Annotated in this window: 12 protein-coding genes and 1 pseudogene; all 13 read left to right on the top strand. The window is 58.2% G+C overall.

Annotated elements, in window-relative coordinates:
- Positions 1–432: shikimate kinase (locus RI563_RS08495; protein ID WP_310693943.1), on the top strand; the 432-nt coding region annotated here is incomplete at its 5' end.
- Between the two features lie 71 nt (positions 433–503).
- Positions 504–1589: a 3-dehydroquinate synthase gene (gene aroB, locus RI563_RS08500; protein WP_310693944.1), complete on the top strand. Its 1086-nt coding sequence runs from the start codon at positions 504–506 to the stop codon at positions 1587–1589.
- A 15-nt stretch (positions 1590–1604) separates the two neighbouring features.
- A complete protein-coding gene (locus tag RI563_RS08505; protein WP_310693945.1) occupies positions 1605–2756 on the top strand; it encodes a deoxyguanosinetriphosphate triphosphohydrolase in 1152 nt (383 codons plus the stop codon).
- A gap of 39 nt (positions 2757–2795) precedes the next feature.
- A complete protein-coding gene (locus RI563_RS08510) occupies positions 2796–3053 on the top strand; it encodes a WGR domain-containing protein (RefSeq protein WP_310693946.1) in 258 nt (85 codons plus the stop codon).
- Positions 3046–5316, top strand: a complete 2271-nt coding sequence (locus RI563_RS08515) for an SPOR domain-containing protein (RefSeq protein ID WP_310693947.1) — start codon at positions 3046–3048, stop codon at positions 5314–5316. The genes RI563_RS08510 and RI563_RS08515 overlap by 8 nt, the downstream gene beginning before the upstream one ends.
- Before the next feature lie 187 nt (positions 5317–5503).
- Positions 5504–9979 (top strand): glutamate synthase large subunit, encoded by a 4476-nt coding sequence (gene gltB, locus RI563_RS08520; protein ID WP_310693948.1) that lies wholly within the window; start codon positions 5504–5506, stop codon positions 9977–9979.
- Between the two features lie 73 nt (positions 9980–10052).
- Positions 10053–11459: a glutamate synthase subunit beta gene (locus RI563_RS08525; RefSeq protein ID WP_310693949.1), complete on the top strand. Its 1407-nt coding sequence runs from the start codon at positions 10053–10055 to the stop codon at positions 11457–11459.
- A 197-nt stretch (positions 11460–11656) separates the two neighbouring features.
- The gene (gene hemE, locus RI563_RS08530) at positions 11657–12724 is read left to right on the top strand and encodes a uroporphyrinogen decarboxylase (RefSeq protein ID WP_310693950.1); all 1068 of its coding nucleotides are present in this window, start codon (positions 11657–11659) and stop codon (positions 12722–12724) included.
- 125 nt (positions 12725–12849) lie between these two features.
- On the top strand, positions 12850–13659 hold the full coding sequence (locus tag RI563_RS08535) for a rhodanese-like domain-containing protein (RefSeq protein WP_310693951.1): 810 nt from the start codon (positions 12850–12852) through the stop codon (positions 13657–13659).
- 93 nt (positions 13660–13752) lie between these two features.
- A complete protein-coding gene (locus RI563_RS08540; RefSeq protein ID WP_310693952.1) occupies positions 13753–14577 on the top strand; it encodes a DUF2797 domain-containing protein in 825 nt (274 codons plus the stop codon).
- An 18-nt stretch (positions 14578–14595) separates the two neighbouring features.
- Positions 14596–14886 (top strand): hypothetical protein, encoded by a 291-nt coding sequence (locus RI563_RS08545; RefSeq protein ID WP_310693953.1) that lies wholly within the window; start codon positions 14596–14598, stop codon positions 14884–14886.
- Positions 14887–15025: 139 nt separating this feature from the next.
- On the top strand, positions 15026–16273 hold the full coding sequence (locus RI563_RS08550; RefSeq protein WP_310693954.1) for a TonB-dependent receptor: 1248 nt from the start codon (positions 15026–15028) through the stop codon (positions 16271–16273).
- Between the two features lie 12 nt (positions 16274–16285).
- Positions 16286–16473, top strand: a pseudogene (locus tag RI563_RS08555) (zinc ABC transporter substrate-binding protein); the annotation flags it as partial.

A 16473-nucleotide genomic window follows, 5' to 3' on the forward strand; every position in this document is an offset into this window, starting at 1 on the left:
CTCGGCAAGGAATTCATCGACAGCGACCACGAAATCGAGGCCCGCACCGGTGTCAACATTCCCCTGATTTTTGAGCTCGAAGGTGAACGGGGTTTTCGCGAGCGCGAGGCGGCGGTTATCGACGAGCTGACTGCGCGGGAGAATGTGGTGCTGGCCACCGGCGGCGGCGCCGTGCTTTACGAGGAGAATCGGCAGCACCTGAAAGAGCGCGGCACGGTGATCTATCTGCAGGCCAGCATCGAACAGTTACTGGAGCGAACCCGCAAGGACAAGAACCGGCCGCTGTTACAGACCGCCGATCCCGAAGCCCGATTACAGGCGCTGTTAACAGAGCGCGAGCCGCTCTATCTAGAACTGGCGGATCTGGTGATGCGCACGGGTCAGGGAAGCGTGCGCAGCGTCGTCGAGTCGATTCTGCAAAAACTGCCCTGAATCGTTGCCACTCGCCCGGGGTGCCGACTATCCTGTATAATCCGATAGTTACCGGCACAACGACAGGCAAAATGATTACTCTCAACGTCGATCTGGGCGAACGCAGTTACCCGATTTTCATCGGCCGTCAGATGCTGGGCGATGCCGGGCTGATTCGGCCCTGTATAAACGGTACCCAGGTGATGATCGTTACCAACGAAACCATTGCCCCCCTGTATCTCGATAAAGCCGCACAGGCCTTTGCCGAGTTCGAGCCCCGCCATGTCATTCTGCCAGACGGTGAGCAGTACAAGAATCTGGAAGTTTTGAACCAGATTTTTGATGAGTTGCTGGTGCAGCATTTCGACCGCCATTGCACACTGGTGGCGCTGGGCGGCGGGGTGATTGGCGACATGACCGGGTTTGCCGCCGCCTGTTATCAGCGTGGCGTGGATTTTATCCAGATCCCCACCACCCTGCTGGCCCAGGTGGACTCCTCCGTGGGCGGCAAGACCGGCGTCAACCATCCCCAGGGCAAGAACATGATCGGCGCCTTTCACCAGCCGCGTTGTGTGGTGATTGATACTGATACCCTGACAACTCTGGACGATCGCCAGCTCAGTGCCGGCCTGGCGGAGGTGATCAAGTACGGCCTGATCCGGGATATCGGGTTTGTCGGCTGGCTGGAGACGAACATGGATAAACTGCTGGCCCGTGATCCCGAGGCAACGGCCTATGCCATTGAAACGGCCTGTCGCTGCAAGGCCGAAGTGGTGACCGCCGATGAAAAAGAAAGCGGCGTCCGGGCCCTGCTGAACCTTGGTCACACCTTCGGCCATGCCATCGAAACCGGGGCCGGCTATGGTCACTGGTTGCACGGTGAAGCTGTTGGCATGGGGATGTTGATGGCCGCCGATCTTTCCATGCGCCAGGGCTGGTTGTCCGAAGAAGATGTGCGGCGAGTGGAGAATCTGATCGACAAGGCCGAGCTGCCAACCCGGGCGCCACACAATATGACCTATGAACGATTCATGGAACTGATGGCCGTCGACAAAAAAGTCCGCGCCGGCCAGATCAATCTGGTATTACTTGAAGCTGTCGGTAACGCTGTGGTGACCACGGGTTTTGATCCCGAGCTGTTACGCGAAACCATCGAGACACATCGCGCAACAGAATAATCTGACGGAAATTATATGCTAACTCTCGCTCCCTATGCCGCTACCGAAGAGAACAGCCTGGGGAGACGTATTCCCGAAGAGTCACCCAGTTACCGCAGCGAATTCCAGCGCGACCGGGATCGCATCGTGCATTCGGCGGCTTTTCGGCGCCTGGAGTACAAGACCCAGGTCTTCGTCAATCATGAAGGCGATATGTTTCGTACCCGCCTGACCCATTCGATTGAAGTCGCGCAGCTCAGCCGCTCCATTGCCCGGATTTTGAATATTAACGAGGATCTGAGTGAAACTATCGCCCTGGCCCATGACCTTGGTCATACCCCCTTTGGTCATGCCGGCCAGGATGCGTTAAACGCCTGTATGAAAGAGTATGGCGGCTTCGAACATAACCTGCAGTCGCTGCGCACCGTGGACAAGCTGGAACAGCGTTATGCTGATTTCGAAGGCCTGAACCTGACCTTCGAGGCCCGAGAGGGAATACTCAAACACTGCTCGCTCAAACATGCACGGGAACTGGGCGAGGTGGGCCGGCGGTTTATTGACAAGACCCAGCCCTCACTGGAAGCCCAGGCGGTCAATCTGGCCGACGAAATAGCCTATAACAATCACGATGTGGATGACGGTTTGCGTTCGGGATTGATTACCCTCGAACAGCTGGAGGAGATCGAGCTGTTCAACGATCAATACCGGGAAGTCAGGGGGCGTTACAACGATCTGACCGATCGGCGGCTGATTCACGAGATCATCCGGCGCATGATCAATCGTCAGATTATCGACCTGGTGGAAACCAGCCAGGCCGCGATCGAGACGCTGGCGCCGCAAGATATCCATGTGGTTCGTCAGCACCACCAGGGTTTGATCGGCTTCAGCGAACAAATGCGACAGGCCAATCTGGCGCTTAAACAATTTCTACGCAGCCAGCTCTATTCCCATTATCGCGTGCATCGCATGACGGCCAAGGCCCAGCGCATTATCCAGTCGCTGTTCAGTGCGTTTTATGAGGATCCCAAACTGTTGCAGCCCAAACATCAACAGAAGGTCTATATGATGGAACAAAAAGAGGGCGCCAATGGCCGGGCGCGGGCCGTGGCTGATTATATTGCCGGCATGACCGATCGCTACGCCATTGCCGAGTATGCCCGTATTTTCGATCCGGCAGAGCTGACCTGAGCCAAATCCGGATCCAGAACCGAACGATCTGACAGGCTTATGCGTATCTATATGCAAATTCCGGCCATGGAAGACAAACCGCCACGCTTTTATCAGCTGATGCTGCAAAAGGATCTGGTGGATGGCTGGAACCTGATCCGCAACTGGGGCGAGACCGGCAGCCGCGGGCGGGTCAAGCAGGATCATTACACTGATCTGGAGCAGGCCCAGACGGCGCTGCTCAGGGTCCGTGACATGCAGATCGAACGCGGGTATAAAGTGATGTTTATGCAAGGACAGGAACTACCGCATGAGTAGTTACGACGCCGTCCCGCTGGCCCGCCTGGAGCCCGATTATCTGGCGCGCTACGGTCTGCAGACCGCGCCGTTTTCCTCGACCCACGACGATCGGTTTCTCTACCTGGATGGCGAACGCCAGCAGCTGCTGAACATGCTGCAGCACCTGACGCGCTATAGCGAGCTGATCCTGCTGGTCGTGGGGGAACGGGGCAGCGGCAAGACCAGCATCAAACAACGCTTTATCAGGCAGGCCGATGACAGCTATCTGATCAGTGAGGTCGACGCTCATCCGATGATGGATGCCGATGAGCTGTTGTCGAGCATTGCTCAGGGTTTTGGCCTGATCGATATGCCGGCCAGTCCCGCGCAACTGCAGAATGATCTCTATCGTTACCTGGCCGGACTGCAGCAGCAGGATCGGGTGCCGGTATTGCTGGTAGACGATGCCCACGAACTCCCCCAGGATGCCCTGGAAGCCCTGTTTTATCTTGCCGATGCCGAGGCGGGCGAGGGTAATCTGTTGCGCAGCGTCCTGTTTTGCGAGCCGGCCATCGAGGTGATGCTGGAGTCGGCGGCGATCCAGCCGCTCAAGGAGCGGGTCACCCATCGCATGCGAATTGCGCCCTTCGACGAGGAACAGACGGCGGAATACCTTCGCCATCGCCTTGCCGTTGCCGGCCTGGAAGACACCAGTCCCTTTTCACCCAGAGAAGTGCGGCGGATCTACAAGTCGTCGGGCGGTCTCCCCGAACGGATCAACGACGCGGCCCATCAGGTGCTGGCCGGCGGCAAAATCACGTCGGCCGTTGACGAGGAGGAAGAGGCGCCAGAAGAGTCTCTCGAGGATGAGGCACGCCAGGGGCTGAATCCCCGTTATATCGCCCTGGGAGGGGCGCTGGTGATCCTGGTCGGGGCAGTGCTCTGGTGGCAGGAGGAGATCAACCGCCTGTTTGACGAACCGGCGATAACGTCTTCCGGGACCGAACAGGTTGCCCCGACGCCCGCTGAACCGCCGGCCGCGGAGAAAATTGTCGAATTTGGGGGCGATGGCAGCCGCCTTCCGGCACCTGAGGCCGCGCCCGGGCCGTCGCGTGAGGCGGAACCGTCTGTGTCGCAGGAGGAGGCCCCGGTCGCGGCACAAGCCCCGGAAACCGGTCAGGCGGAAGCCTCCGCCGGCCAAACGGCGGAACCCGAAGCCCCGAGCGACGAGTCCGCCGAGCCGGCGGCGAGTGATAGTACGGCGCCGCCCGGTATGGTGAAAAGCGAGTCGCTTTCCCCGGCATTACGCCTCGAGTCGCTGGAGCCGAATCCGGTACCGGCCAGCGAACGCCAGCAGACCCTGACCCTGCGGGGAGAGGGCTTCGATGACACGACCCGCATTACGGTCGAGTGGGGCAATCAACGCAAGACCCTGCAAACCTCGCGTGTGACCCGGGTCGATGCCGGCCGGCTCGATTTTCGGATCACGGTCGGCAAGAAACCGGAAACCTGGCTGGTCGTGGCCCGTAATCCCGACAGCGGCGCTAAAGACAGCCTGCAGTTCGAGGTTCAGGCGCCGCAGCAGGAAGAGGATACCCAACAGGATAAAGGCCCAGTGGAGAAAACGGCTGAACAGCGCACAGCATCATCGCCGCCGGAACCGGCATCCGACTGGCTGCAACGCCAGCCCGCCGATCACTACACCCTGCAATTACTGGCGGCCCAGCAGCGCGACAATCTGCAGGCTTTCATCGAGCGACACAACCTGAGCGAAAACAGCGCGATCTTCGAAAGTCGGCGCAATGGCCGGCCCTGGTATGCCGTGGCCTATGGCAGCTTTGCGGATCGTGACGCGGCCCAGCAGGCGATCGGCGATTTGCCCGACGGTATCGAGCCCTGGATTCGACGCATCGGTGACATTCAACCACAGGGAGATAACGCGGCACAGGAGGAGACTTCGACAACCTCCATTACGGACAAACCGGTACCGCGTTCGAACGCCCTGCGTGATCATGCCGCCTGGTTATGGGATCAGGACCCGGGACATTACACCCTGCAGCTGATTGCCGGGCGCAATGCCGATGCGGTGCGCGCCTTTATTGATCGACATGATCTGCGTGGCCAGGCGGTGTTTTATCAGACCCGTCGCGAGGGGAACCCCTGGTATGTGGTCGTACTGGGTAACCATGCGGATCGTCAGGCGGCCCTGGCCGCCCGGGAACAGTTACCGACCTCCCTGCGCGAGCAATCGCCCTGGCCGCGCCCGTTCAGCGATATCCACGCCGATCTCTATCGCAACTGAAGCTTGCTCGGATTTGCGATACCCCCGTGGTTTCTCATGTCATTGACGAGGTCAAACCGCTGTTAAAACAGTCCCTTACGGAGCATTGCAGGGGCCTGTAGCCTGGCTGTATACTTCTGGGCCATTTTGCCCGCGATCTGCGGGTAAAACCTCGAATAACGGTAAGTATTCAGCGGTGGCGGTTCCAGTGACAGCAAGCAAACAGACACAACGCCCGACCGGGCTCTATCAACCGAACTTTGAACGGGACAATTGCGGTTTCGGGCTGATCGCCCATATGGATGGCAAGGCCAGCCATTGGATTCTCGAAACAGCCATTGGCGCCCTGGCGCGTCTGACCCATCGCGGGGCGATTGCCGCCGATGGCAAATCCGGTGACGGTTGCGGGTTGTTGTTAAAACAGCCGACCAGCTTTTTCCAGGCGATTGCCGCCGAACAGGGTTATCAACTGAACGACCGCTTTGCTGTGGGCATGGTGTTTCTCAACACCGATGACAAGCTGGCCACCGCGGCCCGCGATACCCTGACCGGCGAGCTGGAAAAAGAAGGGCTCGAGGTGCTGGGCTGGCGCGCGGTGCCGGTTAATCCCGATGCTTGCGGCGAGGAAGCGCTGCGTACCCTGCCAACCATCGAGCAAATCTTTATCAATGCCCCCGCCTCGATGGAAGAGATCGAGTTCGAGCGACACTTATATATAGCCCGCCGGCGTACCGAAAAGGCCATCAAGTCGCCGGACAGCACCTTTTATATTCCCAGCCTCTCATCGCGCGTGGTCTCCTATAAAGGGCTGGTGATGCCCGCCTACCTGCCGGTGTTCTACGAAGATCTGAACGACTCGCGCATGGAATCGGCGCTGGCGGTGTTCCATCAGCGCTTTTCCACCAACACCTGGCCCGAGTGGCGCCTGGCCCAGCCGTTTCGTTATCTGGCCCACAACGGCGAGATCAACACCGTGCAGGGTAACCGCAACTGGTCGGTGGCCCGCGGCCACAAGTTCAACAGCCCGCACATCCCGATGGAAGACGTGCGCCCGCTGGTTTCCCTGTCCGGTTCCGACTCCAACAGCCTGGACAACATGCTCGAAGCGCTGCTGGCCGGCGGCATGGATATCTTCCGTGCCATGCGCCTGCTGATTCCACCGGCCTGGCAGAACGTCGAGACCATGGATGCGGATCTGCGCGCCTTCTATGAATACAACTCCATGCACATGGAACCATGGGACGGCCCGGCCGGTATCGTGCTGACCGACGGCCGACATGCCGCCTGTAGTATGGATCGCAACGGCCTGCGCCCGGCACGCTGGGTGATCACCCGCGATCGGCATATTACCCTGGCCTCGGAGATCGGCGTCTACGATTACGCGCCGGAAGACGTGGTCAGCAAAGGCCGGCTCAAGCCCGGACAGATGCTGGCGGTGGATACCGACAGCGGCAAACTGTTGTTACCCGAAGATGTTGATCAGCATCTCAAGAGCCGCCATCCCTACAAGCAGTGGATGCGTGAGCACGCCCGGCGCCTCAAGTCCCAGTTGCAGGAAGAGAACAATGCCTGCCCCGTGGACGAGTCCATGGTGGATGTGTACCAGAAGATGTTCCAGGTCACCTTCGAGGAGCGGGATCAGATCATTCGCGTGCTGGGCGAAGCCGGCCAGGAAGCGGTCGGTTCCATGGGCGATGACACACCGTTCCCGGTGCTCTCGCGCATGGTGCGCTCACCCTATGACAACTTCCGCCAGCAGTTTGCCCAGGTAACCAACCCGGCCATCGATCCGATCCGCGAGCAGATCGTCATGTCACTGGAGACCTGCTTCGGTCCCGAGCGCAACATGTTCGAGGAGACCCCGCAACATGCCGAGCGACTGCTGGTCGACTCGCCGGTGCTCTCGCACAGCAAGTTCACCCAATTGCTGGAGATGGGACAAAGCGAAAAGAATTACGCCAATCAGCTCATCTCGCTGAATTATCCCGGGGACGTGGATCTCGAGGCGGCAATCCGCGATATCTGTGAGCAGGCCGTTAATGCCGTCAGGCAGGGCAAGGTCGTGCTGGTCCTGAGCGATCGCGAGATCAATCGCGAGACCCGGCCGGTGCACGCGCTGCTCGCCACAGGCGCCGTACATCATCGTCTGGTCCATGAAGGCCTGCGCTGCGATGCCAATATTGTTGTGGAAACCGGCACGGCCCGGGACCCGCATCATTTCGCCGTATTGATTGGTTATGGCGCCACGGCTGTCTATCCCTATCTGGCCTATGCGGCGCTGCGCGACATGCAGCGCAGCGGCGAGATCACCGAAACCAGTGCCGCGACACTGGATGCCAATTACCGCAAAGGTATTAACAAGGGGCTGTACAAGATCACCTCCAAGATGGGGATCTCGACCATTGCCAGTTATCGTGGCGCCCAGTTGTTCGAGTCGGTGGGCCTGCATCAGGACGTGGTGGATCTTTGCTTTAACGGTACCACCAACCGGATTCAGGGCATCGGTTTCAGTGATCTGCATGAGGACCAGCGCCTGCTGTGCAAACTGGCCTGGAACAAGCGCAAGCCGATCCAGCAGGGCGGCCTGCTCAAATTTATCCACGGGGGTGAGGATCACGCCTACAATCCGGATGTGATCGGCACACTGCAGGAAGCGGTCAAAAGCGGCGACTTTAATAAATGGAAGGAGTACACCGCGCTGGTCAATCAGCGTGAGGCGCTGACTCTGCGCGATCTGCTGCAGCTGCGCGAGAGTGAGCAGCATGTTCCACTGGATGAAGTGGAGCCGATGGAAGAGATCGCCACCCGTTTCGATTCGGCTGCCATGTCGCTGGGGGCGTTGTCGCCCGAGGCGCATGAAACCCTGGCCGAGGCGATGAATCGTCTCGGTGCCCGCTCCAACTCCGGTGAAGGCGGCGAGGATCCCAAACGCTACGGCACCAACAAGCGTTCCAAGATCAAACAGGTCGCTTCCGGCCGTTTCGGTGTCACCCCGGCCTATCTGCGTTCGGCCGAAGTCATGCAGATCAAGGTGGCCCAGGGCGCCAAGCCCGGTGAAGGCGGGCAGTTGCCCGGCCACAAGGTCAACGAGCTGATTGCCAGGCTGCGTTACTGCAAGCCGGGGGTGTCGCTGATCTCGCCGCCGCCGCATCACGATATCTATTCCATCGAGGATCTGGCCCAGCTGATTTTCGATCTCAAGCAGGTCAATCCTGACGGACTGGTGTCGGTCAAACTGGTCTCGGAAGCCGGTGTCGGTACCGTGGCCGCCGGCGTGGCCAAGGCCTATGCCGATCTGATTACCATCTCCGGCTATGACGGCGGTACCGGTGCCTCGCCGCTGACCTCGGTCAAGTATGCCGGCAGCCCATGGGAACTGGGCCTGAGTGAAACCCACCAGATCCTGCGCGCCAACGATCTGCGCGACAAGGTGCGCCTGCAGACCGACGGCGGGCTCAAGACCGGCCTGGATGTCATCAAGGCGGCGATCCTCGGTGCGGAAAGCTTTGGCTTCGGCACCGGGCCGATGGTCGCCATGGGTTGCAAGTACCTGCGTATTTGTCACCTGAACAACTGCGCCACCGGCGTGGCCACCCAGGACAAGGTCCTGCGCATGGATCACTATCGGGGTGAAGTGGAATGGGTCATGAACTATTTCCGTTTCATTGCCGAGGAAGTGCGCGAATTGCTCGCCTCACTGGGTCTGCGCAAGCTGACCGATGCGATTGGTCGCACCGATCTGCTCGAAGCTCTCGAAGGGGAGACCAGCAAACAGCGCGGCCTGGATCTCAGTGCGCTGCTCAGCGATGCCGGTGTGGCCAACGATAAACCGCAATGCTGTGTGAAACCAAGTAACGAACCGTTTGATAAGGCCGAATTGGCCGAACAGATGGTCAGCGATTGTCTGCCGGCGATCGAAAACAAGGCCGGTGGTGAGTTCAGCTACAGGGTCCAGAATACCCACCGTTCCATCGGTGCCCGCCTGTCGGGCGAGATTGCGGTGTGCCACGGCGATCTGGGGATGGAAGACAATCCCATTGTGCTGCGTCTGAGTGGCACGGCCGGGCAGAGCTTCGGTGTCTGGAATGCCGGTGGTCTGCATATGTATCTGGAAGGCGATGCCAACGATTACGTCGGCAAGGGCATGGCCGGCGGCAAGCTGGTGCTCTATCCGCCGAAAGGCAGTACCTTTGCCTCGCACGAGACCACCATCATCGGTAACACCTGCCTGTACGGCGCCACAGGGGGCAAACTGTATGCCGCCGGTACGGCGGGCGAACGCTTTGGCGTGCGTAACTCCGGTTGCCATGCCGTCGTCGAAGGCATCGGCGATCACGGTTGTGAGTACATGACCGGCGGTCACGTCACCGTGCTGGGCAAGGCCGGACTCAACTTCGGTGCAGCCATGACCGGCGGATTTGCCTATGTCTACGACGAAGACAATACGTTTGTCGATTGTGTCAGTCACGATGTCGACATTCATCGTATCGTGCCGGAACACATGGAAGCCAATCGCAACCATCTGCGCGAGCTGATCGAGGACTTCGTGCGTGAAACCGGTAGCAAACGCGGCCAGATGTTACTGGACAACTTTGCTGACGAAGTAGGCCATTTCTGGCTGGTCAAACCGAAGGCTGCCACGCTGGAATCGTTGATGGACGATCTGCAACGCCGCGCCGCGTAAGTTTTATTAGAGAGCAAGGACAGTAATCCGCAGCCGGTCCCGGCCGGCTGCCTCACCGGGTAGTTAGGGTATCATGGCTAATACGTTTCAGTTCTTACAGGTCAAGCGCATCGATCCGGAAAAGAAACGGGTCGATATCCGGATCAAGGAATATCGCGAGATCTACGGCGAGTATGATGCCGAGACCGCGGCGCAACAGGCTGATCGTTGTCTGGAGTGCGGCAATCCCTATTGTGAATGGAAATGTCCGGTTCACAACTATATTCCCAACTGGCTGAAGCTGATCGCCGAAGGCAATATCACCGAAGCGGCCGAGCTATCCCATCGTACCAATTCGTTGCCGGAGATCTGTGGCCGCGTCTGCCCGCAGGATCGCTTATGCGAAGGCGCCTGTACCCTGAATGACGGCTTCGGTGCGGTTACTATCGGCTCTATCGAGAAGTACATCAGCGATACCGCTTTCGAGCAGGGCTGGCGCCCGGACATGAGCGGTGTCGAGCAGACCGGCAAGAAAGTTGCCGTGATCGGTGCCGGACCGGCGGGTCTGGGTTGCGCCGATGTGCTGGCACGCAATGGCGTCGCCGTGACGGTCTATGATCGTTATCCCGAGATCGGCGGCCTGCTGACTTTCGGGATTCCCGAATTCAAGCTGGAAAAAGAAGTGGTGCACAAGCGCCGCGAGGTCCTCGAGGGCATGGGAATCGAATTCAAACTCGGTGTCGAGGTCGGCAAGGATATCGATTTCAAGGACATCGTCGATCAATACGATGCCGTATTCCTCGGTATGGGAACGTACAAATACATGACCGCCGGCATTCCCGGCGAGGATCTGCCCGGCGTGTATGCCGCGCTGGATTTTCTGATCGCCAATGTCAATCACTGCTACGGCTACGAAAAAGATCCCAGGGATTACATCAACATGCAGGGCCGCCACGTGGTTGTGCTGGGCGGGGGTGATACCGCCATGGACTGTAACCGGACCTCAATCCGCCAGGGCGCTGCCTCGGTGACCTGTGCCTATCGGCGCGATGAAGCCAACATGCCCGGTTCCAAACGGGAAGTCGGCAATGCCAAGGAAGAGGGCGTGCATTTCATGTGGAATCGTCAGCCGGTGGAGATCGTCGGTAATGGCCAGGTGGAAGGCGTGAAAGTCGTTACCACGCAACTGGGCGCGCCCGATGAGCGCGGTCGCCGTCGGCCCGAGCCGGTACCCGGTTCCGAGGAGATCATCATGGCCGATGCCGTAATCATCGCCTTCGGTTTTCAACCGAGTCCCGGTGACTGGTTCGAGCAACACCAGATCGGAGTGGATGAGCGCGGTCGTGTTAAGGCACCGCAAAAGCAGGAATACAAACACCAGAGTTCCAATCCCAAGATCTTCGCCGGCGGCGACATGGTGCGCGGTTCGGACCTGGTGGTCACCGCCGTCTACGAAGGCCGCGAAGCCGCCGAAGGCATCCTCGACTATCTCGAGGTATAAGAACTCGATACAGACGGACGTACCCGGTCTCGATTCAGGGTACATAAGTATGAGTCCGCAAATTAACGCGAATAGACGCAAATAGTATAAATAATTTCAGGTAACATTTGCGTTGATTAGCGTGCATTTGCGGATTCTTTTTTACTATTTTTTATTCTTGTCCGTTTGTATCTGCAACTTTAAATGTTGAAATAAGAATGACAGAATTAAAAAACGATCGTTTACTGAAAGCCCTGGCCCGTGAACCGGTGGATGTGACGCCGGTGTGGATGATGCGTCAGGCCGGGCGGTATCTGCCCGAGTATCGTGCCACGCGCGAGAAGGCGGGCAGTTTTCTGGATCTGTGCAAGAATCCCGAGTTGGCCACTGAAGTCACGATGCAGCCGCTGGAGCGGTTTGATCTGGACGCGGCGATTCTGTTCTCTGATATTCTGACCATTCCCGATGCCATGGGCCTGGGGCTCTATTTTGCCGAGGGGGAAGGTCCCCGCTTTGAGCGGCCGTTGCGTTCGGCTGCCGCGATTGAACAACTGCCGGTGCCCGATGTCAGCGAGTCGCTCGGGTATGTCATGGATGCGGTGAGCACGATCCGGCGCGAGCTCGATGGCCGGGTTCCTCTGATCGGCTTTTCCGGCAGCCCCTGGACACTGGCGACCTACATGGTCGAAGGTGGGACCACCAAGGAATTTGCCAAAGTCAAAGGGCTGCTTTACGAGGATCCCGCGGCAATGCACCAGTTGCTGGATAAACTGGCGCAGATGGTGATCGATTATCTCAATGGTCAGATTGCCGCCGGTGCCCAGGCGGTGATGATTTTCGATACCTGGGGCGGGGTATTGACGACCCGGGACTACAAGGCATTTTCACTGGATTATATGCGCCGGATCATTGCCGGGCTGAATCTTGAACAGGAAGGCCGCAGGGTACCGGTGGTCATCTTCAGCAAGGGCGGTTGCCAGTGGCTGGAAGAACAGGCCGATATCGGTGCCGACGCCCTGGGACTGGACTGGACCATCGACATCGGCCTGGCCCGCCAGCGGGTCGGTAAGCAGGTTGCCCTGCAGGGTAACATGGACCCCTGTGTGCTCTACGCCTCACCTCAGCGCATTCGTGAGGAAGTGGCCACGATACTGGAAAGCTATGGTCCGGGTGCCGGACATATCTTCAACCTTGGTCACGGCATCCACCAGCATGTGGATCCGGATCACGCCCGCGCCTTTATCGATGCCGTCCATGAATTGAGCGCCCCGTACCACCGTACTTAATCCGTATCTAAAACGTGTGAACTGATTAAAATAGATTCAATCCGCCACGCATTTTGCCGGTAGAATTGATGGTATTTCCGGTTGGGTAAACCCCGCCCCGTTGATTATAGCTACAGAGGTGTCAAATGCGTGTTGTCCCTGTTTTATTGGGCCTGTTACTGCTGGCGGTTTCTCCGGCACAGGCCAATGATGAATTCCCCGGTCGCAGTCTTTATCTGGATGTACAGCACATCGAGCTGGCCGATCTCGCCGAACGTTATGACGAGATGGTTATCGTCGATGTCCGCTCCCTGTATGAGTATGACACCCTGCATATTGGCAAGGCGGTACACGTCTCGCTGGGCGCTTCCGATTTTGTCGAACGCATGCAGAAATTGCGTGATGATAATCCCGGCAAACCGATCGTCACCTACTGTAATGGCAAGACCTGCATGAAGTCATACAAGGCGGCACGTAAGATGCAACAGCGGGATATGGATAACGTGCTTTGCTTCGATGCCGGGATTATGGACTGGGCGCAAAATCAGCCGCAACGTTCCGTGCTGCTGGGCGAGTCACCCATGGATCCGAACAAACTGATCGCCAAATCCGAATTTGAAAAACGGCTGCTGGATTCGGAAGACTTTATCAGTCAGGCCAATGGTGAAAAAATCCTGATCGTCGATGCCCGTGATCCCCTGCAGCGTGCCGGCTATGCACTGTTTACCGGCAAGGAGCGTCGTGCCTCGCTGGCCGATGAAAAGAAAATGGGCGATCTTATTGCCCGGGCAGCCCAAAACGGGGAGACGCTGTTTATTTATGATGAGGCCGGCAAGCAGGTCCGCTGGCTGATGTATCGCCTCGAGCAGCAGGGCGTGAAGGATTATTACTTCATGAAGGGCGGCACCAACGCCTACTACAAACAAATGCGTGAGGATTTCACCCGCGGTAACTGAGCCATCGCTTCACCTGGCGTTTTGTCTCGCGTTTTCTGTAGCAATTGCTGTGCGACTGTGGGCTCCGGGTGTAAACTGTGCGACAATTCTTTCATGCAGATTTCCGGCAATATCCGCAAAATGGTTACCCGCCTGGGCGACGCTGTTGACTATCAGCTGCCTGTCGGCGATGAGTTAATCCCCGTCAATTCCCTGATCGGGCAAAATCTGAGGCTGGAATTTCTCGGCGAGATCCATTGCATCGAGTGCGGACGCAAGACCAGCAAGAGTTTTAACCAGGGCTATTGTTATCCCTGCTTCCGTTCCCTGGCGCAATGTGACAGTTGCATCGTCAAGCCCGAGCAATGTCATTATTTCGAAGGCACCTGCCGCGAGCCTGCCTGGGGGGAACAGCATTGCCTGCAGGATCATGTTGTCTACCTGGCCAACTCCTCCGGCATCAAGGTGGGTATCACTCGCGGCAGCCAGATCCCGATCCGCTGGATGGATCAGGGGGCCAGCCAGGCCTTGCCGATCCTGCGGGTTAAAAATCGCCTGGTCTCCGGCCTGGCGGAGATGATCTTCAAACAGCATGTGGCCGATAAGACCGCCTGGCAGCGGATGCTCAAGGGCGAGCCCGAGCCGGTGGATCTGCCGGCCCGCCGGGATGCCCTGTTTGGCGAATGCGAGCAGGCATTGCAGAAACTGGCCAAACAACAGGGCGATAACAGCCTGGCCCTGTTGCACGACGAGCCGCCAGTTGAAATTCGTTATCCGGTGCAGGCCTATCCCGCCAAAGTGGCGTCGCTCAACTTCGACAAGACCCCGCTGATCGAAGGTGTGTTACAGGGGATCAAGGGCCAGTATCTGATTCTGAGTAGCGGGGTCTTGAACATGCGCAAGTTTTCAGGGTATAACCTCAAACTGACCTCTTCCTGAATCGGCTTCGTTAACACAATGCACCTCTGGCGACAGCTTCAATGGCAGACCCTGGCACGGGCCCTCATCCTGTTCGTGGTACTGGGTCAGTCCGCCCTGTTGCTGCACGAAAGCGGCCATATTGCCGCTACCGGTGAAACCGAGTGCCAGCTCTGCCTGCATGCGCAGCCCACGTTCTCCGTCCCGCCGACGATCGCGGTTGTCGCTGCCCTGTTCGATGCGGTGGCCATCAAGGCACCGACCTTTGCCCGACCGGTCTATTTCACCCCGACCTATGCCAACGCGTCCCGCGCGCCACCCCACCACTGATCCTTCACCCGACCGAATAATACAAACGCAGTGTCTCGATGGGGACTGCATGGTGAATTGATCTACCTGTAGCAATCATGGACTTCCTCATGCGAGGACCATGCTGATAGGCGACAGGCAATGAGGTGGGAGACTGATAATGTCCAGAATCACAATTTTGGTTTCAGGCGCTGCGGCCATGATCGTAATGCCGGCTATCGCCAATGCCCAGGGTATGGGAAAAATTACCGGTAATGAATTCAATCCGGCGATAAGCCTGATCCTCGACGGGCGTTATACCGATATCGATAACGAAACGCTGGAACTGCCGGGGTTCCAGCTCGGTGGTGAGGCCGGCCTGCCCGAGAAAGGCTTTGCCACGGGGCACAATGAACTGGTCATCTCGGCCAATGTGGACGATAAATTCTATGCTCAGTTGAGCACGGCCATCGTGCAGGAGGACGGCGCGACCGAAATGGAGATGGAAGAGGCGTTTGTTGAAACCCTTGGACTGGGACACGGCCTGAGTGTTCGCGGCGGCAGATTCTATTCCGGGATCGGTTATCTCAATGCTATTCATCTGCATGCCCATGACTTTGCCGATCGACCGCTGGTCTATGAGGCCATGCTGGGTGGTCGTCTGAGCGACACGGGACTGCAGCTGCGCTGGATCGCCCCTACCACGCACTATCTGAAACTGGGCGCGGAAGTCACCACGGGCAGCGAATTCCCCGGCGGCGAGAATGAGGATAACAATAACGGTTTAGCGCTGTTCGCCAAAACCGGCGGCGATATCAGCGTCAGTGCCAGCTGGCAACTGGGTGCCAGTTATTACAGCACGGAGTTTGCCAAGCGCGAGGCGGGCGGCCACCAGCATGGCGGCGGGAACGCCACAGTCGATAATGAGCTGCTCAACGGGGAAGTGGATATCGCCGGGATCGACTTTGTGTACAAATGGGCGCCGAAAGGCAATTACAGGGAGAAAAATTTCAAATTGCAGGCCGAATATTTCGTGCGCGATGAAAAAGGCCGTTCGCAATTCAGCGAGGACGGTAGTTCCGCCGAGGCGGACTATACCGGTGAACAGCAGGGTTTCTACCTGCAGGGCGTGTACCAGTTCATGCCGGCCTGGCGAGTGGGGCTGCGTTATGACTGGCTCGAGGCGGATAACACGATTACAAACTTCGTGAACGGCGGGATCACTCTGGACGAATACCTGGAAGAGTCCGGCCTGGGTTCGGAAGCGAAGGATCCCGAGCGTTACAGCATGATGATCGACTACTCACCGAGCCATTACAGTCGCCTGCGCCTGCAGTACAGCGAGCTGGATAACGGGCACGAGCAGAACGACATGCTGATGCTGCAGTACATCATGAGCCTCGGTGCACACGGCGCGCATAAATACTAAAAGGGCATGATGATGAAAAGACGAAATATTCAGTTTGTCATCCCGTTGTTTGTACTCCTGTTTGCCACGGCCGGTCAGGCCGTGGCAAAGATTAACGTTCTGGCCTGTGAACCGGAATGGGCCGCGTTGGTACGGGCGATAGGGAAGGAGCATGTCGAAGTGACTTCGGCAACGACGGCGTTCCAGGATCCGCATCACAT

The organism is Thiohalophilus sp., from assembly GCF_031581315.1.
In the GTDB taxonomy this organism is placed as follows: domain Bacteria; phylum Pseudomonadota; class Gammaproteobacteria; order UBA6429; family Thiohalophilaceae; genus Thiohalophilus.

Bases quoted from the DNA above. Each gene is read 5' to 3' on its own strand.
- RI563_RS08535 (WP_310693951.1), top strand. From the start codon at position 12,850: ATGCGTGTTGTCCCTGTTTTATTGGGCCTGTTACTGCTGGCGGTTTCT.
- RI563_RS08515 (WP_310693947.1), top strand. From the start codon at position 3,046: ATGAGTAGTTACGACGCCGTCCCGCTGGCCCGCCTGGAGCCCGATTAT.
- RI563_RS08505 (WP_310693945.1), top strand. From the start codon at position 1,605: ATGCTAACTCTCGCTCCCTATGCCGCTACCGAAGAGAACAGCCTGGGG.
- RI563_RS08540 (WP_310693952.1), top strand. From the start codon at position 13,753: ATGCAGATTTCCGGCAATATCCGCAAAATGGTTACCCGCCTGGGCGAC.
- RI563_RS08550 (WP_310693954.1), top strand. From the start codon at position 15,026: ATGTCCAGAATCACAATTTTGGTTTCAGGCGCTGCGGCCATGATCGTA.
- RI563_RS08510 (WP_310693946.1), top strand. From the start codon at position 2,796: ATGCGTATCTATATGCAAATTCCGGCCATGGAAGACAAACCGCCACGC.
- hemE (WP_310693950.1), top strand. From the start codon at position 11,657: ATGACAGAATTAAAAAACGATCGTTTACTGAAAGCCCTGGCCCGTGAA.
- RI563_RS08545 (WP_310693953.1), top strand. From the start codon at position 14,596: ATGCACCTCTGGCGACAGCTTCAATGGCAGACCCTGGCACGGGCCCTC.
- RI563_RS08525 (WP_310693949.1), top strand. From the start codon at position 10,053: ATGGCTAATACGTTTCAGTTCTTACAGGTCAAGCGCATCGATCCGGAA.
- aroB (WP_310693944.1), top strand. From the start codon at position 504: ATGATTACTCTCAACGTCGATCTGGGCGAACGCAGTTACCCGATTTTC.